15 protein-coding genes are annotated in these 19495 nt (G+C 62.2%); 4 read left to right on the top strand and 11 right to left on the bottom strand.

What is annotated here, in order from left to right; translation table 11 throughout:
* Window positions 1-5 precede the first annotated feature (5 nt).
* The 7 genes from AC0IPL_RS01420 to cysQ all read right to left on the bottom strand — a co-directional run bounded on the left by AC0IPL_RS01420 (window position 6) and on the right by cysQ (window position 7631).
* Entirely contained in the window at window positions 6-1706 is a 1701-nt protein-coding gene (locus AC0IPL_RS01420) for a DUF5927 domain-containing protein (RefSeq protein WP_474271469.1), read from the bottom strand.
* Window positions 1703-2689 (bottom strand): glycosyltransferase family 2 protein, encoded by a 987-nt coding sequence (locus AC0IPL_RS01415; protein ID WP_474271956.1) that lies wholly within the window; start codon window positions 2687-2689, stop codon window positions 1703-1705. Before AC0IPL_RS01415 ends, AC0IPL_RS01420 begins: the two co-directional genes overlap by 4 nt.
* A 178-nt stretch (window positions 2690-2867) precedes the next feature.
* Window positions 2868-3908: a glycosyltransferase family 2 protein gene (locus AC0IPL_RS01410; RefSeq protein WP_474271467.1), complete on the bottom strand. Its 1041-nt coding sequence runs from the start codon at window positions 3906-3908 to the stop codon at window positions 2868-2870.
* A 2-nt stretch (window positions 3909-3910) separates the two neighbouring features.
* The gene (gene galE / locus AC0IPL_RS01405) at window positions 3911-4894 is read right to left on the bottom strand and encodes a UDP-glucose 4-epimerase GalE (RefSeq protein ID WP_474271465.1); all 984 of its coding nucleotides are present in this window, start codon (window positions 4892-4894) and stop codon (window positions 3911-3913) included.
* 67 nt (window positions 4895-4961) lie between these two features.
* Window positions 4962-5855 (bottom strand): UTP--glucose-1-phosphate uridylyltransferase GalU, encoded by an 894-nt coding sequence (gene galU / locus AC0IPL_RS01400; protein ID WP_474271463.1) that lies wholly within the window; start codon window positions 5853-5855, stop codon window positions 4962-4964.
* Window positions 5856-6033: 178 nt separating this feature from the next.
* Complete coding sequence (locus AC0IPL_RS01395; protein WP_474271460.1) at window positions 6034-6834, bottom strand: 3-deoxy-manno-octulosonate cytidylyltransferase; 801 nt, start codon at window positions 6832-6834, stop codon at window positions 6034-6036.
* Window positions 6834-7631 carry a 3'(2'),5'-bisphosphate nucleotidase CysQ gene (gene cysQ, locus AC0IPL_RS01390; RefSeq protein WP_474271459.1) on the bottom strand — a complete coding sequence of 266 codons (798 nt, stop codon included), beginning with the start codon at window positions 7629-7631 and terminating at the stop codon, window positions 6834-6836. Before cysQ ends, AC0IPL_RS01395 begins: the two co-directional genes overlap by 1 nt.
* A gap of 112 nt (window positions 7632-7743) precedes the next feature.
* On the opposite strand from cysQ, the gene AC0IPL_RS01385 reads away from it, so the two are divergent.
* Entirely contained in the window at window positions 7744-8565 is an 822-nt protein-coding gene (locus AC0IPL_RS01385; protein WP_474271458.1) for an ABC transporter permease, read from the top strand.
* Window positions 8566-9059: 494 nt separating this feature from the next.
* Here AC0IPL_RS01385 and AC0IPL_RS01380 read toward each other — a convergent pair whose 3' ends face one another.
* The gene (locus AC0IPL_RS01380; RefSeq protein WP_474271953.1) at window positions 9060-9662 is read right to left on the bottom strand and encodes an alpha-ketoglutarate-dependent dioxygenase AlkB family protein; all 603 of its coding nucleotides are present in this window, start codon (window positions 9660-9662) and stop codon (window positions 9060-9062) included.
* A gap of 215 nt (window positions 9663-9877) precedes the next feature.
* On the opposite strand from AC0IPL_RS01380, the gene dnaK reads away from it, so the two are divergent.
* The 3 genes from dnaK to radC all read left to right on the top strand — a co-directional run bounded on the left by dnaK (window position 9878) and on the right by radC (window position 13943).
* A complete protein-coding gene (gene dnaK / locus AC0IPL_RS01375; RefSeq protein ID WP_474271455.1) occupies window positions 9878-11803 on the top strand; it encodes a molecular chaperone DnaK in 1926 nt (641 codons plus the stop codon).
* A gap of 78 nt (window positions 11804-11881) precedes the next feature.
* Entirely contained in the window at window positions 11882-13042 is a 1161-nt protein-coding gene (dnaJ, locus tag AC0IPL_RS01370) for a molecular chaperone DnaJ (RefSeq protein ID WP_474271453.1), read from the top strand.
* Window positions 13043-13178: 136 nt separating this feature from the next.
* Window positions 13179-13943, top strand: coding sequence for a RadC family protein (radC, locus tag AC0IPL_RS01365; protein WP_474271451.1), 765 nt, complete (start codon window positions 13179-13181; stop codon window positions 13941-13943).
* A 15-nt stretch (window positions 13944-13958) separates the two neighbouring features.
* On the opposite strand, the gene AC0IPL_RS01360 is transcribed toward radC, so the two are convergent.
* The 3 genes from AC0IPL_RS01360 to secA form a co-directional block, all read right to left on the bottom strand.
* Window positions 13959-15512 carry a phosphate ABC transporter substrate-binding/OmpA family protein gene (locus AC0IPL_RS01360; RefSeq protein WP_474271449.1) on the bottom strand — a complete coding sequence of 518 codons (1554 nt, stop codon included), beginning with the start codon at window positions 15510-15512 and terminating at the stop codon, window positions 13959-13961.
* A gap of 24 nt (window positions 15513-15536) precedes the next feature.
* Window positions 15537-16466 carry a hypothetical protein gene (locus AC0IPL_RS01355; protein WP_474271446.1) on the bottom strand — a complete coding sequence of 310 codons (930 nt, stop codon included), beginning with the start codon at window positions 16464-16466 and terminating at the stop codon, window positions 15537-15539.
* 254 nt (window positions 16467-16720) lie between these two features.
* On the bottom strand, window positions 16721-19429 hold the full coding sequence (gene secA, locus AC0IPL_RS01350) for a preprotein translocase subunit SecA (protein ID WP_474271445.1): 2709 nt from the start codon (window positions 19427-19429) through the stop codon (window positions 16721-16723).
* Between the last annotated feature and the right edge of the window lie 66 nt (window positions 19430-19495).

Raw genomic sequence — 19495 nt, 5'->3', positions numbered from 1 at the left:
AGGCCTCATCGCACCAAGTAGGGTTTGCGCGGCGCCTTGCTCAGACTGGCCGGGCTTTGCTCAACCGGGAAATCCCCCATCAGGTAGGGATGCATGCCCTGGTTCTTCAAATTCTGCAGAAACTGGCCGAACCCTTCAAGGCTGGTCATCCTCGGCGGCTCGTTCGGGTGGCGACCCTTGCCGGTGCCGATTTCCTCGATCACTGTCTGCAAGGGGTCCATCGGCGCTTCGGCAAATTCCGCCATGGTCCAGATCCGCACCCGCGCACGGGTCCAGGGCGCGCGCAGGATTTCCAGCTGCTTGGCCTCGATCTGCTGCAAACGCGCTGCCTCCCGCCGCAACTCCGAAAAGCTGCGACTGGAGCGGAACAGGGGGACGGCCCAGGCCCCGCTGATCACCGAGATCTGCGCGTTGACGTCCTGCGCCAATGTCCAGTTCACCGCCTGATTGTCAGCCGGTCCAAACTGAAAGCATTGGCGTTCGCCACGGCTGTTCCAGATCAGGTTCTTCAGAAAATTCTCGGGATTGTAATCACGCAAGGTCGGAGCCTCTGGCAGGCAGCCGTTTATCAGCCTCTGCCCCCGCGCGAACTCTGCCCGTTCAGGTCCAAAAATATGCCCGTGCACCCGCGCGCCTGTAGAGCGCGCCAGCCATGGCTCAAAGTTCTCGAACAGCTCTGCAAAGCCCTGGAACACCGAGTAGGGACCGGCGGTAACCGCCTGTTCGGCGCCGGTGGCGGGAAAGCGGCTTTGCATGACCAGCCCGGCGCGGCCGCGGGTACGCCGCTCCACCGCCTTGGCAAAGATGCGGTCGATCTTGCCGGGATTGGGCTCGGTCCGTTTCATGGCACCGTCGGGACCTGTCAGAAATGCTTGATAGAGCCGGTCTGCATGCGGCCAGATCTTGCGTGCAACAAAACAGTCAGAGCGGCGCAGCAGCTGCAAGTGATCGTCGTAGAAGACATGTGGCTTGCCCTGGAAATCAAACTTGGACAGCGTCAGCGAACGGCTTTCGATATTGCTGGAATGGAGCCGCGCCAGCGACTGGAAATAGCTCTCGTCCGGTATCCAGACCTTGCGGAAGTAAGCGTCATAAATCGGCCGTTTCGGATCCTCCAGGATGGCCGCCAAGGTCTGCCGCGTCAGGCACCACCACTGGCTGCCCATATGGGGCACCAGTCCCTCGGGGATGCGGCGGCGAACGCCAAGCCGCCGCTGCAAGGCCACATAACGGTCGAACAGCTGCCGGTGCCGCTTCCACGAGAACGGAAAGCGCAGGGTGAACCGCTCATGGCTGAGCCCGCCAACGATCCAAGGCACATCCGCGGTGGTGGCACTTTCGATGAAATCGGTGCGCGGGCGCGCCGCCAGATAGTCGCTCAGCTCTTCCACCGGGCGCAAAGGCAGGCAGGAGCCTGAGGCAAGATAGACGTGACGCACCTGCGGAAATTCCGCCAGCATCACCTCGCTGGCGGCCTGCGCGGCGGCAACGATGCCCCAGGTGCCCCATTCGCAGCGATGACGGCTGGAAAACCGGACAAGCGGTTCCTCCGCCAATGCGTCACGGAACGCCACAAAGGCCGGATGGCTGACATTTCGATCAACGTGCAGCACCACCGGACAGCCGCTGGCGGTCCAGTGCCGCGCCACCTGCGCCGCCCGATCAAGGGCGGTGTGCACCAGCATCACGACGCCAAGCCGGCTCATGCCCAGTTCCCCTTGGACATCAGGCCCAGGATCTCCAGCTGGCGCCAGTTGATGTATTTCTCGCTCCACTTGCACCACAGCTCCGGCTGATCCTCCAGTTTCTCGGCATAGGTGCGGTATTCGACGGACCTGGCGTAATGCTGCTTGCGGGTCAGCTCTTCCTTGGCCTTGGCGGTGAACGTGTCCAGAAACTTGGCATGCAACAGTGCGCCGCTGGCCTTTTCGCCGCCATCGGTGGCATAGACATGGTTCAGCCCGCGCGGCAGCAGCGCATGGGTTGAGCTGGCATAGGCATAGCGCCGGTCCCATTTGACCAGCGGAATCTTGTTCAGGGCCGGCGCCTTCTTGGGCTTGTCCGCAAAGAACACGCGCGCCCGTGGCCCGCCTTGAATCCACAGGTTGCCGTACTCCGGATTGCGAGAGATCATGTAGTTGCCGCTGTCGAACCACTGCGCAATCTCCAGCGGATCCTGACCAGCCTGATAGGGCACCGCGTCGATCCGCCCCTTGGGGTAGACGTCGATCAGCATCGCCGCAAAGCTGCGGATCTCGGAATTGTCCAACCAATCGGTCAGCGCCCGGATCGGTCGCGTGTCGCAGAACGGATAGATAAAGAACTCGTCCGGGTCGACCACCAGAACCCAATGGCCATGGGCATACCTGCGTTTGAGATAGTTCATCCAGTCGATGCCGAACCCCGCCCGCCGGTAGCTGGCCTCGGTCCGCCACAGGGACACGTCGTTCATCCCGCGCAGATAGTCGGCACTTCCATCGGTGGAGCCATTGTCCACGAACAAGAAATGGCCGATCCCCAAGTTGCGGTAATACTGCAGGAAATATGGCAGGCGGATTTGCTCGTTCCGCATGGTGCAGACCACTAGGATGTCATCGGGACGGATTGCGCGGGTGTTGTCCTGAACCGCCGTCAGCTCGGCGGATTTGCGCACGGCCCGGATCAGCCGCCGCTTGCGCCGCAAGCGCATCCGGTAAGAATCCCAAAGCCCCACGTCCACTCCATCCCTGCCCAAGACGCGCCCACTCGGCCCGCTCCCGGTCTGCCCGCGCCGGATTTGCACACAATATGTCACGGAGGCAGTTTATTAACAATGTGCTTAAAAACAGTTACGCGGGCCCAACGTCTGGGTGCAACATATCGGTGAGCTAGGACCAGGCGGACCGCATCAGCCCCAGCGCTGCCAGTTGCTCCGGTCCGGCGTATCGCTGCGCGCCCTCATGCCACAGATCCGGTGCCGCCGCGATCTGGTCGTAATAGTTGTCAAACTGCTGCGGCGCGTGAAAGTGCTGCTGGCGGGCTTTTTCTTGGATCGACTTGGCGACGATTTCGGGCAGGAATTTCGTATGCAGCAGCACCCCGGACGGATGGTGCCCGCCCGGCCCGCCGTACAGCCCGTTCAAGCGGGGCGGCAACAGTGAATGGGTCGAGTTCACATACACGTAGCGCCGGTTCCAGCGCAGCAACGGGATCTTGTTCAGCGTCGGTGCACGCTCTTGCTGGTCGGCAAAGAAGACCCTTTCGCGCACCCCACCTTGAACCCACAGGTTGCCCATCGGCTGCTGCCGTCTTGCCCGATAGGGACCAGGATCGAACCATGGCAGCACATCACAGGGATTCTGTCCCGGCGTGTGGCTTTGCGCGCCCAGCGCCCCCTTGGGATAGAGATCCAGCATCAGCGCGCCAAAGCCCTCGCGTCCCTGTCGCTGCAACTGTTGCGTCAGATCGTCCAGCCCATGCTGCTGCATGCCGCAATAGACCAGCAGCTCATCCGCATCCACGGTCAGGCACCAGCGCCCATGTCCATAGCGGGTCAGCAACCAGCCCAGCCAGTCCAGACCAAACCGCGATGCGCGATAGCTTGCAGCGGTTTGCCACAGCGTCACGTCGGGCTGCGCGGCCAGCAGCGCGGCGCTGCCATCATCGCTGGCGTTGTCGACAATCAGGAAATGCGCCGCCCCCAGCTGGCGGTAGTGCCGTAGGAAATAGGGCAGCCGCGCCGCCTCGTTGCGCAGCACCAAAAAGACCAGAACTCCTTGCGCCGGGATCTGCTTGCGGCGGTCCGCCAGAAGGCGCAGCTGGTGACGCGCACGCAAGCCACGCCACAGCAATCGCCGCCGCTTCCACCGCATCCGATAGGCCATCGCCAGGCCGAGGGGATGCGGATCAGGGACGGCGGGCGCGGTCATGCTCAGCGCTCGTAGTGGCCCGTCTTGTGCCATTTCCAGGCGTCGGAGATCATCGTGTCCAGGCTCGAGCGCCGCGGCTCCCAGCCCAGATCCGTGATCGCACGGGTCGATCCCGACACCAGTTTGGTACAATCACCGGCCCGGCGCGGGCCAATATTGCAGGGCACCTTCTGGCCGGTTACCGCCTCGGCGCGGTCCATGACCTCGCGGACCGAAAAACCGCTACCGGTGCCAAGATTGAACACCTGGCTGTCCTTGCCGGACTCGAGCCATTTCAGGCCCAGAACATGGGCGTCCACCAGATCGCAAACATGCACGTAATCGCGAATGCAGGTGCCGTCCGGCGTGTCGTAATCGGTGCCAAAGATGGTCAGCGCATCGCGTTTGCCCGCAATCGCATCCAGCACCAGCGGAACCAGATGGGTCTCAGGACGGTGGAACTCGCCCACTTCAGCCTCAGGGTCCGCGCCTGCGACGTTGAAATAGCGGAAAATCACCGAACGCAGCCCGTAGGCCGCGCCAAAGTCCTTGAGGATATTCTCTACTGCGTGTTTGGAGGCGCCATAGGCGTTCAGCGGCTGCTGCGGGGTGTTTTCATCCAACACCACGTTGTCATGCTCACCGTAAGTGGCGCAGGTGGAGGAAAACACGAAATCAAGGCAGCCTGCCGCCACCGCGGCCTCCACCAGATTCAGCGAGCCCCCCGTGTTATTGGCCCAGTAGCGGCCCGGCGCGCTCATGGCTTCGCCGACCTGGCTCAACGCCGCGAAATGCATCACCGCGGCCGGCCGATACTTGGCAAAGACCTCATCCAGCCGCGCGCGGTCGTTCAGGTCACCCTGTTCAAACGGGCCGAATTTCACCGCCTGCTGCCAGCCGGTCACCAGATTGTCATAGGTCACCGGCGTATAGCCTGCCGCCTTCAACGCCTTGCAGGCATGAGAGCCGATATAGCCGGCGCCGCCGGTCACGAGAATATTGGTCACTGTCCAGTCCCCTTGCGGGCCACCCCGTGCCGGGATGGCCTGTGTCGCTACATTTCAGATCGGCGGGTTATTGCGCCGCCTTGCCGACCTGCGCGATTCCGGAGATGTAGTTCATCAGGTCATCGCGCAGTTCGTCACGTGCCAGCGCAAAGGCGACCGTCGCCTGCAAGAAGCCCGCCTTGGAGCCGCAGTCAAACCGGTCCCCCTCGAAGCGGTAGCCGTAAACAGGCACATCTTTGGCGATATCCTCAGCGATGGCATCGGTCAGCTGGATTTCGCCACCCGCACCCTGCTTCATCTTGTTGAGGTTCTTCAGCACCGACGGTGCCAGAATATAACGGCCGATCACAGCCAGATTGGACGGCGCATCCTCGGCTTTGGGTTTTTCGACCATGCCATTGGCCGAAACAACCCGCCCCATGTCATCCTTCACATCCAGCACGCCGTAGGAGGAGGTCTTTTCCGGGGCGACTTCCATCGCCGCGACCATATTGCCGCCGGTTTCCTCATAGGCCTCGACCATCTGCTGCAAGCAGGGTTTTTCGGCTGCGATCACGTCATCCGGCAGGATCACCGCGAAAGGCTCATTGGCGATCAGGCGGCGGGCGCACCAGACGGCGTGACCCAGCCCCAGCGCCTTGTGCTGGCGCAGATAGGCAATCGCACCGGACTCCATGTCCGTGCTTTTCAGGATCTCCAGCAGGTCGTCCTTGCCCTTCTTGCGCAGCTCTTGTTCCAGCACCGGCGAATGGTCGAAATAGTCTTCCAGAGCGCCTTTGCCGCGCGAGGTGACAAAGATGAATTCCTTGATCCCCGCCGCCCGCGCCTCGTCAATGGCGTATTGCACCAGCGGTCGATCGACCAGGGTCATGATTTCCTTGGGAACCGATTTGGTTGCCGGCAGGAACCGCGTGCCCAGCCCTGCAACCGGAAAAATCGCCTTGGTAACTTTTTTACGCATGATCTTCTCTCAAATCCACTTTTCCGGACAGACCCGTGGCAAATGCGCTGACCGCGCTGCCTCTGGCGGGTGTCATATCCGGTCGACTCCCAAAATATCTTTACCGGCGATCGGCAGGACACACCCGCGCGTTAGAAAACCCGTCATCTCTTGTCCCATCCTCGTTACCATACTCCCGTCACTCAATCCCCATTTTCTTCATCATCGCCTCAAGGCGCGGCACATCCTCCGGGTTGTTCAGCTCCCAGAATTCACGCCCGCGCGCCTCCACCTCAACGCACAACACCTGACGCCCATTTTCCATGAACCGCAGCTGTTCCAGCCCCTCGAGCTGCTCCAACGGTCCACTGTCCCAGTCAGGATACGTCGCCAAGGCATCCGGGCGGTAGGCATATACGCCGACATGGTGAAACACCGGCGTCTTTTCGCCATCGCCGAAGCGCTTTGCACAAAACGGCAGCACCTCCTTGGAGAAATAGAGCGCACTACGGTCGGCGGCAAATACTGCAGTGGTGCCCCCGACGCGGCCCGCCTTGCGGTCGGCCAGCAGGCTGTTCAGCGTCGCGCCGTTGCAGCGCAGAACCGGCGTCGCCAGCCCCATCTGCGGCGCGGCGCGCAAGCCTGCCACCAGATCCTCGACAAACCAGTGCGGCGTCAATGGCGCATCACCCTGCAGGTTCACCACGATATCATAGCCACCGCCCAGCGCCGCATGCGCTTCGGCGCAGCGTTCGGTGCCATTGGCGCAGCTTTCGGAGGTCATCACCACCTCGGCGCCAAATCCCTCTGCCGCCTGCCGGATACGTTCGTCATCCGTTGCCACCACAACCCGGTCCACGCCCTCGACCGAACAGGCCGCCCGCCAGGAGCGCTCCACAAGCGTACGCTGCTGGCCAGTGGTGCCGGTCAACGGCACCAGCGGCTTGCCCGGATAGCGGGTCGAGGCATAGCGGGCGGGGATGACGATCAGAACGGACATCAGGCTGTCTGCAGCTCCACGGCCGGGGCATAGGCGATGAAGAACGGGTTGGCATAGCCCTCTTTGCCGTAGACCAGCGGCGTGTGGTCATCAAAGCGCACCACCTTGCCGCCCGCACCTGCCAGCACCGCGTGGCCCGCGGCCGTGTCCCATTCCATGGTGCGGCCGACGCGGGGGTAGATGTCCGCCTCGCCGGTGGCCACCAGGCAGAACTTCAGCGAGGAGCCCGCGCTCTTGCTGTCCTTCACGTTGTACTTGTTGATGTAATCGTCAGTTGCCTGGTCGCGGTGCGATTTCGACGCCACCACCATCAGCGCGGAATTGTCGCTGTCGGCCACTCGGATCGGGCGGGTTTCGCCGATGGTTTCGGGATCAAACGCACCGGTTTCCTCGACGGCACTGCCATCTGCCAGGGTAAAGAACATGCGTTCGCGGGCCGGTGCGTAGACCACGCCGCGGGTCGGCACGCCGTTTTCCACCAACGCGATGTTGACGGTAAAATCCCCCCGGCGGTGGATGAATTCCTTAGTCCCGTCCAGCGGATCGACGATCAGAAAGGTATCGCCGCGTTCCTTGTGCGATTCTGCCTGTTCCTCAGTGACCAGCATCATGTCCGGGAAGGCCGCCCGCAATCCCGCAGAGATCAGCGCATCGGCAGCCTCATCGGCGGCCGTTACCGGGCTTTCGTCGGACTTGACCTTTACGTCAAAGTCATCGGAGTTATAAATCTCCATGATCTTTGCGCCAGCTTCGATAGCCAGTCGGCGGATCACGGGCACCAGGTCTTCGTAGGTCACGCGGCTCTCCCCAAAACGGGTTTAATTGAAAATTTTCCTCTGCTCCCTTATGCTGTGCAGATAACCGGACGGCAAGCAGCCGGTTCGGATTCGAGCAGAGAATACAGACCCGATGTTTCAGCAGCGCACCCAGCAGTCCTCGCTTTCCGGCTTTCTGGCCTTTTGCGAGGTGGTGTTCCACGCGGTGGTGCGCAGCATCCGTGCCAAGCACAACAACGCGCTGATCGCGCTGGCGCTGAACATCATGCAGGCGGTGATGTTCGTCGCCGCCTTCTACGTGATGTTTGCGGTCCTCGGCATGCGCGGGTCTGCCATCCGCGGGGATTTTCTGCTGTATGTGATGTCTGGCATCTTCCTGTTCATGGTGCACACAAAAACCGTCAGCGCCGTTGCCGGTGCCGAGGGCCCCAGCAGCCCAATGATGCAGCACGCGCCGATGAACACGATGGTGGCCATCCTGTCGGCCGCCATCGGGGCGCTTTACGTACAGGTGCTGTCGTTGCTGCTGATCCTGTTTGTCTACCACGTGGCCTTCACCCCGGTTGAGATTGAGCAACCAATCGCCGCCTTTGGCATGGTATTGCTGTCGTGGATCGGCGGGGTGTCGGTCGGGTTGATTTTCCTGGTGCTGAAACCCTGGGCACCCAGCATGGTCAGCATCCTGACCATGATCTACCAGCGTGCCAACATGATCGCCTCGGGCAAGATGTTCCTGGCCAACACCCTGCCCAGCTTCATGCTGGCGATGTTCGACTGGAATCCGCTGTTTCACTGCATCGACCAGTCGCGCGGTTTCGTTTTCATCAACTACAACCCGCATTTCAGCTCCTGGCAATATGCAGGATGGGTGGCGCTGGTGTTGCTGATGATCGGACTGATGGGCGAATTCTACACCCGCCATCGCGTCTCCATCAGCTGGGGCGCGCGGCGCTGAGACATTGCGCCGGTGCCGCCTTGATCTGGCTGATATGTGCGGCACTGCCAGCCGCAGCGCAGGAGTTTCCCGCGCTTCACAGCGTCACCGGTGTACCTGCGGATGACGTGCTGAACATCCGCTGCGCCCCCTCCGGAAAGCTCTGAAATCATTGGCAGCCTGGCGCTACATCAAACCGGGGTAGGGGTCGTACAGGCTGACGACAGCGGCAATTGGGGCCTTGTGAAGAACGGCGAACGTTCAGGCTGAACCGCCCTGCGGTTTATTGCCTTGGACCCCCGGGGCGCATGGCTCACGGACAAGCGCTGGAGTGCTTCGGCACTGACCCCTTCTGGTCCCTCACACTGAATGAGGCGCCATTCCTGACCGCACGGCGCTGGATGTGGCGCGGAAGGATCCAAAATGCCACTACGCGTTGGATTGCTGAGCAAACTCCAGAATGGCCTGCCGGTCGCCCAGCGCAGGCAGGTCTTCAAGCTTCACTTGGGTTCTCCTCAGGTCACAACCCGCAGGGTCAGGTTGATGCGCCCCCCCTTGGGCAGCAGCCGCGACGACTTGAACCGGATCCGATCAACCCCGTGATAGGTCAACCGTGCCGCGCCGCCCATCACCACCACATCGCCAGAATTTAGCCAGATCGATTCCGTCTTGCCGCCGCGAGTCTGGTTGCCGATGCGGAACAGCCCGTCATCCCCCAGGCTGATCGACACCACCGGAAAGGAGAAATCCGCCTCGTCCTTGTCTTGATGCAGCCCCATGCGCGCCCCCTCGCCATAGTAATTCAGCAAGCAGCATTCCGGAGCGCGTTCCAGCCCGGTCAGCGCGTGCCAGATTTCCAGAACCTGCGCCGGAATCGTCGGCCAGTCCTGCCCCGTGGGGTGCGTGTCGGCATAGCGATAGCCCGCGGCGTCGGAATACCAGCCAAACTGCCCCGCCGAGGTCATCCGCACCGACATCTGCCCGCCGCCCGGAACGGTTGGCGAAAACAGCGGCGCCGCCTTCAGCACTGGGCGCAAGCTTTCAATCAGCGCCTCCTGCTGGTCCGGTCCCAGGTAACCTTTGTGGATTTCAAATCCGCGCACGCGCAGCAGCGTCATCGCCATTCACCCATTCTTAACCATACCCCTTGCAAAAAAGCGCATTGATTCACGCTTTGGCGCGTGTCTCGGCGCTTGCAGGGGCGTTTTCTGCTCCCTATATACGCCGAGACGCGGCAAGGTGCAGACCAAACCGCAACATCAATCGGGGTCGGGATGCCGCAACGGGTTCAGGCCTCGGGTAATCGCCTTGAGTAGTAATAAGGGATCGAAACATGAGCAAAGTTATCGGCATCGACCTGGGTACCACAAACTCCTGCGTGGCCATCATGGATGGCTCCCAGCCCCGCGTGATCGAGAACGCCGAGGGCGCGCGCACCACCCCGTCGATCGTTGCCTTCACTGACGACGAGCGCCTGGTGGGCCAGCCGGCCAAACGCCAGGCCGTGACCAACCCCGACAACACCATTTTCGGCGTCAAGCGCCTGATCGGCCGCCGGTTCGACGACGCAGCCGTCGCCAAAGACAGGAAAATGGTCCCCTTCTCCATCGTGAACGGCGGCAACGGCGACGCGTGGGTCGAAGCACGGGGTGAGAAATACTCCCCCTCGCAGATCTCCGCCTTCACTCTGGGCAAGATGAAGGAAACCGCGGAATCTTACCTGGGCGAGGAAGTCACCCAGGCGGTCATCACCGTGCCTGCCTACTTCAACGACGCCCAGCGTCAGGCCACCAAGGACGCCGGCAAGATTGCGGGCCTCGAAGTGCTGCGCATCATCAACGAGCCGACCGCGGCCGCGCTGGCCTACGGTCTCGACAAGGAAGAAACCCAGACCATCGCGGTTTATGACCTCGGCGGCGGTACCTTCGACGTGACCATCTTGGAAATCGACGACGGCCTGTTCGAAGTCAAATCCACCAACGGCGACACCTTCCTGGGTGGTGAAGACTTTGACATGCGCATCGTCAACTACTTGGCGGATGAGTTCAAAAAGGAAAACGGCGTCGATCTGTCCAAGGACAAAATGGCCCTGCAGCGCCTGAAGGAAGCCGCTGAAAAGGCCAAGATCGAACTGTCCTCCACCTCGCAGACCGAGATCAACCAGCCGTTCATCTCGATGGACCCGTCCTCGGGCCAGCCGCTGCACATGGTGATGAAGCTGACCCGCGCCAAGCTGGAAAGCCTGGTCTCCGACCTGATCAAACGCTCGATGGATCCGTGCAAGGCGGCGCTCAAGGATGCGGGCCTGTCCGCCTCCGACGTCGATGAGGTGGTTCTGGTCGGCGGTATGACCCGCATGCCCAAGGTCATCGAAGAGGTGACCAAGTTCTTCGGTAAGGAGCCCCACAAGGGCGTGAACCCGGACGAAGTTGTTGCCATGGGCGCGGCCATTCAGGCCGGTGTTCTGCAGGGCGACGTCAAAGACGTGGTGCTGCTGGACGTGACCCCGCTGTCGCTGGGCATTGAAACTCTGGGCGGCGTGTTCACCCGTCTGATCGACCGCAACACCACCATCCCGACCAAGAAGAGCCAGGTATTCTCGACCGCGGAAGACAACCAGAATGCCGTGACCATCCGGGTGTTCCAGGGTGAGCGTGAAATGGCGGCTGACAACAAGATGCTCGGCCAGTTCAACCTCGAGGAAATCCCGCCGGCACCGCGCGGCATGCCGCAGATCGAAGTGACCTTTGACATCGACGCCAACGGCATCGTGTCGGTCGGCGCCAAGGACAAGGCGACCGGCAAGGAGCAGCAGATCACCATCCAGGCATCGGGCGGCCTGTCCGACGACGACATCGAAAAGATGGTTAAGGACGCCGAGGAAAACGCCGAGGCCGACAAGGAACGCCGCGAGCTGATCGAAGCCAAGAACCAGGCCGAATCGCTTATCCACTCCACCGAGAAATCGGTCGAGGAACATGGCGACAAGGTAGACCCGTCCACCGTCGAGGTGATCGAGCTGGCCGTGGCCGCGCTGAAGGACGACCTGGAAGACGAGAAATCGACCGCCGAGAAGATCAAATCCGGCATCCAGAACGTCACCGAAGCTGCCATGAAGCTGGGCGAAGCGATCTACAAGGCGCAGGCTGACGAAGCTGGCGGCGACGGAGAGCCGACAGCCGCCGACGAGTCCGCTGGCCCGGCTGACGACGACATCGTTGACGCGGAATTCGAAGACCTGGACAACGACAAGCGCTAACGGCTGACACGCAGGCCATAGCGGGCCGGTCCGGTCACCGGACCGGCCCATTTTCGTTGAGGCAGATGGGGATATCCGATGTCAAAACGCGACTATTACGACGTTCTGGGTGTCGCCAAAGGCGCCACTGCAGACGAAATCAAAAAGGGCTTTCGCAAGAAGGCCAAAGAGCTGCATCCCGACCGAAACTCCGACAATCCGGACGCCGAGGCGCAGTTCAAGGAGGCCAACGAGGCCTATGACGTCCTGAAGGACCCGGAGAAGAAAGCCGCCTATGACCGTTTCGGCCATGCGGCCTTTGAGAACGGCACCGGTGCGGGTCAGCGTGGCGGCCAGGGCCAGGGGTTTGGCGGCGGCGACTTCTCCTCCGCATTCTCCGACGTGTTCGACGACCTGTTCGGCGACTTCATGGGCGGTCAACGGGGCGGCGGCGGCGGGCGGCAGCGAGCCTCCCGCGGGGCGGATCTGCGCTACAATCTGCGGATCTCGCTCGAGGATGCCTTTGGCGGCCTGCACAAGACCATCAAGGTGCCCACGTCCGTGGCCTGCACCGCCTGCGAGGGCACTGGCGCCGAGGGTGGTGTTGAACCCACCACCTGTCCGACCTGCTCGGGCATGGGCAAGGTGCGCGCGCAGCAGGGGTTCTTCACCGTTGAACGCACCTGCCCGACCTGCTCGGGCCTGGGCCAGATCATCAAGAACCCGTGCAAGAGCTGCCACGGCCATGGCCGGGTCGAAAAGGACCGCTCACTTTCGGTGAACATCCCCGCAGGGGTTGAAACCGGCACGCGCATCCGTCTTGCCGGGGAAGGCGAAGCGGGCCTGCGCGGCGGACCGCCGGGCGATCTTTACATCTTTGTCGAAGTGTCCCCGCACGCACTGTTCGAACGGGACGGCAACAATCTTTATTGCCGGGTGCCGGTCAGCATGGCAAAGGCAGCCCTTGGTGGCTCGATCGAGGTGCCGACCATTGACGGTGGCCGCGGTCGGGTGCAAATCCCCGAGGGCAGCCAATCCGGCCGCCAGATGCGCCTGCGCGGCAAGGGCATGCCTGCCCTGCGCGGCGGCGGCACCGGGGACATGTTCATTGAGCTGGCGGTGGAAACGCCGGTCAGCCTCACGGCGCGGCAGAAGGAACTTCTGCGGGAGTTCGAAGACATCTCCGAGGACGCCACCAACCCCGAATCCCGCAGCTTCTTTTCCTCGGTGAAGAGCTTCTGGGACGGGATGAAAGGCTAAGCCCAGGCGTGGCCCCAATAGAACACCGTCAAAAGCGCCCTCCGGGGCGCTTTTCTTTTGCGGCCCATGGCCCTCTCCGGCGCTGGGACGGGCGCGTGTTAACACTTTGTAAACCATGATGCCGCCACCATTGCCTATGGCACAGGATTCGGCATTTCAGGACATCGCCTTGCCGCTGTTTCCCGGCGGCGATGAAGCGCCGCCCGTGCCTCTGGCCACAGGTCGGCTGCCATCCTACATCAGGGATCACCGCGCCCGACTCCGCGACCGGTTCCGCCAGGGTGGCGCCGCAGCGATACCTGATTATGAACTGTTGGAGCTGGTGCTGTTCCGCTCGATCCCGCGTCGCGACGTGAAGCCCCTCGCGCGGCTTCTTCTGGAGAGCTTTGGCGACTTCAACCGGGTGGTAACGGCCCCACCCGAACGGCTGTCAGCTATCAAAGGCGTTGGCGAAGCGGTGATTACCGACCTCAAGATACTGGAGGCCGCTGCCCATCGGATGGCCCGTGCACGGGTGATGCAGCGCCAGGTGATCTCCAGCTGGGACGCGCTGTTGGATTACTGCCATACCACCATGGCCCACCGCGAAACGGAACAGTTCCGCATCCTGTTCCTGGACCGCAAGAACGTTCTGATCGCTGACGAGGAACAGGCCCGCGGCACCGTTGACCACGTACCGGTCTATCCCAGAGAAGTTGCCAAGCGCGCACTGGAATTGAAAACCAGCGCATTGATCCTAGTTCACAATCACCCGTCCGGGGATCCCACCCCATCGGACAGCGACATCCGCATGACCGACCAGATCCAGACCGCCCTGAGCGCATTGGGCATCACCCTGCACGACCACTTGATCATCGGAAAATCTGCCGAACTCAGCTTTCGCGCGCAGGGGTATCTATAGCCACCCGTAGGCGGGCTATTTCACCCAGACTTCTACCCGACGGTTGATCTGGCGCCCCCAATCGCTGTCATCGCACGCCATCGGCAAGGCCTCGCCAAAGCCCTCGGTGCGGATCTCCACTTGGCCGAAATCAGCCGTCTCCGCCGCCTTGACCACAGCATCCCGCACGGCCTCAGCGCGTTTCAAAGCGATGTTCCGGTTGCCTTCCGCCGGGCCCACACCATCGGAAAACCCTGCAAAGACCAACGTTCGGGCGTCATACTCGCCAGCCTCTAGGGCGCGGGCCAAATGTTCGATGTTGCTGCGGGACTGGGCATCGGGCCGGGCTGAGCCTGGCTCAAACCGGAAGGACACCGTCAGCCGCCGCATGCTGCGCAGTTGCGCCACCAGGCGCTGCAACTCCGCCAGCGCCCCGTCGCCCTCTGCCGCCAGAACAGCGTTGGCCAGTCGGCTGCCCTGCTGGCTGACCGGTATCCGCTCCGGCGCCTGATCGACGAAGCCGGCCCGCCGTATCACCGCCTGCGCCGCCGGACCCCGCACATAGGATAAAAAATCTCGCGCCACCTTGGGCAACCGCCGGGCAGGCAGATACAGGAACATAGGCACCGTCAGCGGATAGTCCTCTGTCTTGACCGCGCGCCGACTGGCACGCAGGGAAAAGCCGCAGGGGCCGGACAGCGTCAGCATCCGGGCGGCGCCTTTTTCTGCGTAGCTGGCAATGCCAATTGCAAACGGATCCACCAGCACCCGCTGCACCAGCGTGCTGCTGCGGTCATAGCGCTGGATTTCGTCGGAAAACGCAGCATCGGTCGGCGCCATCAACCGGTCCTCCACCGCTTGCGACAGACCGGATCCCGCGACCGGCATATGTAATGAGATCGGCGCATCGGGTCCGCCAAGCTGCTGCCAGTTGGTTATCTGCCCCGACAGGACAGCGGCCAGCTGCGGCACTGAGATCTGCTGCACGGGATTTGACGGTGCGACGACCGGCACAAAGGCATCCAATGCCAGCACCCGGCTGCGGCCCGGCCCGGTGAAATCCCCCAATCCCGCGGCGCGCGCCGCCTTTTGCTCCCACGGGCGGATTTCCCGCAAGGCCATGGCGACATCAGCCTCATCCGCAATCAGCGCAGCAAAGCCGGCGTCCGTGTTGCTGACGATAAACGTGAACCGCGCTGCCGGGCTGCTGCCACGCAGCAAAACCTGGCTGAAATTTCCATCGGGCAAGGATTCGCGGCGGGTTTGATAGCCGTTGCGCAGCGCAAAGCCTTCGACCAGCGCGGGCAACAGCACCTCCGACATGGTGGCGGATCCCGCCAGAGTCACTTCGGCGACGAAGCCGGACAGGCTGGGGCACCCCGGCCCGTCGCAAGCCACGCCGGAGCCATCCACCGTCAGCTCACCGAACTGGGTCTCTACCCGGTAGAATTCGCCATCGAAACCCAAGAGCGTGCCGGTGATTTCCACCGCGCCATCCGGCGAAGACAGGGTGACGTCCTGGGCCGCAAGCGCGCGGGAAAGAGCTGTCAGAAAAAGTGCGGCGCAAACGGCCGCACGAAAAAAGGTCATGAGGATACCTGAAGTTAGCGCAAATCAGTTGGAAGCGATTTTCAGGTCTTCTACCAGATTATTCAACACCAGAAAGCTGCCTTGTGCCGAGCAATCGGGCATTGCCATCACCAGATCGCGGCTGCTGAGCTGTCCGTCACGCAGTTGTAGCGCCTGGGCGGTGATATCGCGGCCACAGTTGATACCGGTGACCTCTGCCTCCGCGGTCACCGCAACGGTGCCGGCCTTGGCCTGTCCGGAGGTTGTGCGTGGCAGGCTATAGATCTCGGCAATACGCGGCGCCAGTTGGCTGTCGTCTCCCAGCCGGATCAACTGCCCCAGGCCCGACCCCGCTGCGGCGCCATGCCAGATGTGGCCCGCGCTGCCATAGGCTGCGCCGAACTCGCGGGCATGGATTTCAAACCCGCTATTCCCAATCCATTGCAGCACGACACGGTCTATCGCATCCAGATCATTCACCTTGGCCACGGCGACCGCCCCAAGACCACTGCCGGTTTCGGCGATGAACACAGCCGTTTGCGCCAACGCCGGAATGGAGGCCTGATAGCTGCCAGAGCGATCCAGACGCGCGGTGAAGCTGATACCGCTGTGATGGATGGTCAAACGCGCCTCCGGCTGACAGGGCGCCGAGACCGTCAGGGCAACCATCGCCATTGGCGCGGCCTCGGCACTGGCCGTCATGCGGCAGTGCACGGCCTGCTGTGGCGGTTCCGTCGACACCGGCGCCGTCGCCGTTTCCGCCGGAGCGGAGGTCAGGGTGATGTCCTCGATTTGCAGTCGGCTCGGTCCGGGCTCACCCGGCAACTGTACCGGGCCGGTTGCTGCCATCCCGGCGGCTTTCGGGGCGAGGTCGCCCTGCGGAGCAAGAGGTGCCGAGACCTGCATATACGCGCCAATGCCAATGGCACATGCCAGCGTCAGAGCGGATGTCCGCATCATCTTCTTGGTCAGCATGGGGTCCTCCTATACCGGGGTGGTAAAGAGACCCTGCCAGAAAATTCCGGCCAGTTTGTGGCCGCATGCAGAAGAGATTGCGCCAAATGCGGCGGAAGCGTCACTTTTGTTGCGCAGCGGGAAACAAACACCCGGCGGATACAACTGACCATCGCTGCGCCAGCCGGGTCCCCACGCACAGCGCATCAAGCCCGCGCAGATGGGTGCGGCGGCGTGCCGATCGCAACGCCGCCGCACGCCTTATGGGCGGTGGATCAGGCCAGCTTGCCGTGGCAGTGCTTGAACTTCTTGCCCGAACCACAGGGGCATTTGTCGTTGCGCGACGGGTTACCCCAGGTCGAAGGGTCATCCTCGACAAAGCCGTCTGCCGGCGCCTCTACCGGTTCAGCGGCGGGTTGGGCTGCGCTGCCTTGCGTCGCGGCCTGCTGCATGGCGGCCTGACGGGCCGCCATTTCCATCAGCATCTGCTGTTGCTCTTCCTCAGTCATCGGGCGCACCCGGCTGAGCTGCTGCGAAACTTCTTCGCGCAAGGAGTCGAGCATGGTTTCGAACAGCTGGAAGCTCTCGTTTTTATACTCGTTCAGCGGATCGCGCTGCGCATAACCGCGGAATCCCACAACCGAGCGCAGATGCTCCAGCGTCAGCAGGTGTTCGCGCCATTTTTTGTCAATGGTTTGCAACAACACCTGTTTTTCGATGTTGCGCATGTTTTCCGGGCCAAAGGCCTCGGCTTTCTCGGCCATCATCTTGTCGGACGCCTCGACCAGACGCTCGCGGATCTGCTCGTCGTCAACACCTTCCTCGGCGGCCCATTCGGCCACCGGCGCGTCGATCGACAGCATTTCACGCACTTTTCCCTGCAACCCCGCGGTGTCCCACTGGTCGGCGTAGGTCTTGGGCGGCATATGCGCGTCCAGCAGGTCGTCGATCACCTCGTGGCGCATATCGTCGACGATCTCGGACAGGTCTTCGGCTGCCATGATTTCACGGCGCTGATTAAAGATCACCTTGCGCTGGTCGTTCATCACGTCGTCAAACTTCAGCACGTTCTTGCGCATGTCGAAATTGCGGCCCTCGACCTTGGCCTGGGCACGCTCCAGCGACTTGTTCACCCAAGGGTGAATGATCGCCTCGCCTTCTTTCATGCCCAGCGACGACAACAGCTTGTCCAGCCGTTCGGAGCCAAAGATGCGCATCAGATCGTCTTCGAGGCTGAGGTAAAAGCGGGTGCGACCAGGGTCGCCCTGCCGGCCCGAGCGGCCGCGCAGCTGGTTGTCGATGCGGCGGCTTTCGTGCCGCTCCGAGGCCATTACAAACAGCCCCCCCGCATCCAGAACCTTCTGCTTTTCTTCGGCGTGCTTGGCTTCCTCGGCCGCGCGCAGGTCTGCCGGATCGGCTTCGGGGTTCGCGGCCAGCGCCTCCAGCACCTTCAACTCGACGTTACCGCCCAGCTGAATGTCGGTGCCGCGGCCGGCCATGTTGGTGGCGATGGTCACCGCACCCAACCGGCCGGCGTCGGCGACGATCTGCGCCTCCTGTTCGTGGTGGCGGGCGTTCAGAACGTTGTGCGGAATGCCTTCCTGCTCCAGCATCTGGCTCAACAACTCGGATTTTTCGATCGAGGTGGTGCCCAGAAGAACCGGCTGGCCCTTTTCATGCGCAACCTTGGCTTCGCGGATCATAGCCTCGTATTTCTCGCGGGCGGTGCGGTACACCTGATCGTCCTCGTCCGCACGGGCGATGGGGCGGTTGGTGGGAACTTCCACCACACCCAGACCATAGATTTCGGCAAACTCCTCCGCCTCGGTCATCGCGGTGCCGGTCATGCCCGACAGCTTGTCATATAGGCGGAAGTAATTCTGGAAGGTGACCGACGCCAGGGTGGTGTTCTCCGGCTGGATCTGCACCTCTTCCTTAGCCTCGATCGCCTGATGCAACCCTTCGGACAGGCGGCGGCCCGGCATCATACGGCCGGTAAATTCGTCGATCAGCACCACCTCGCCATCGCGCACGATGTAGTCCTTGTCGCGCTGAAACAGCTTGTGTGCCCGCAGCGCCTGGTTCACGTGGTGCACGACCGATGTGCTTTCGGGATCATAGAGCGAGGCGCCCTCCTCCAGCATCCCATGCGTGCGCAGCGTCTGTTCCAGGTATTCGTTGCCGTCCTCGGTGAAGGTCACGCCACGAGTCTTTTCGTCGATCTCATAGTGCTCCTCTGACAGCAGCGGGATCACCTTGTCGATGGTGGAATACATCTCGGAGCGGTCTTCAGCCGGACCGGAGATGATCAGCGGGGTGCGGGCCTCGTCAATCAGGATCGAGTCGACCTCATCCACAATTGCGAAGTTATGCTGCTTCTGGAACACCTGATCCAGCGAGGGCTTCATATTGTCGCGCAGATAGTCAAAGCCCAGCTCATTGTTGGTCGCATAGGTGACATCACTGTTGTAGGCGGCCATTTTCTCGGCGTCGCCCTGGCCCGACCAGATCACCCCGGTGGTCATGCCCAGCTGAGCAAACACCTTGCCCATCCATTCGCTGTCGCGCTTGGCCAGATATTCGTTCACCGTGACCACATGCACGCCCTTGCCGGTCAGCGCGTTGAGATAAGCCGGGAAGGTGGCGACCAGAGTCTTGCCCTCGCCGGTCTTCATCTCGGAGATATTGCCCTGATGCAGGAACACGCCGCCCAGAAGCTGGGTGTCAAAGGCGCGCAAGCCGAGCGCCCGCTTGGCCGCCTCGCGCACGTTGGCAAAGGCCTCAGGCAGCAGCGCATCCAGGCTTTCGCCTCCCAGCGCGCGTTTGCGCAGCTCTTCGGTCTTGGCGATCAGTCCGTCATCGGTGAGTTTCGTGAACTCCTCCTCCAGCGCGTTGATCTTGGCAATCAGCGGCCGTGTCGCCTTGACTTTGCGGTCGTTCGGCGTGCCGAAAACCTTTTTGGCGATTGTTCCGAAACCCAGCATTTTTTCTCCAGCGATCCTATGTCCGGCCTTTGCATCCGGCAGGCTTGCCGCCCGTGTCCGCAACCC

The sequence above is a fragment of the Leisingera sp. SA32 genome (genome assembly GCF_056033425.1).
The sequence above is the reverse complement of the archived record's forward strand: the minus strand, read 5'-3'. Positions and strand labels throughout refer to the sequence as shown.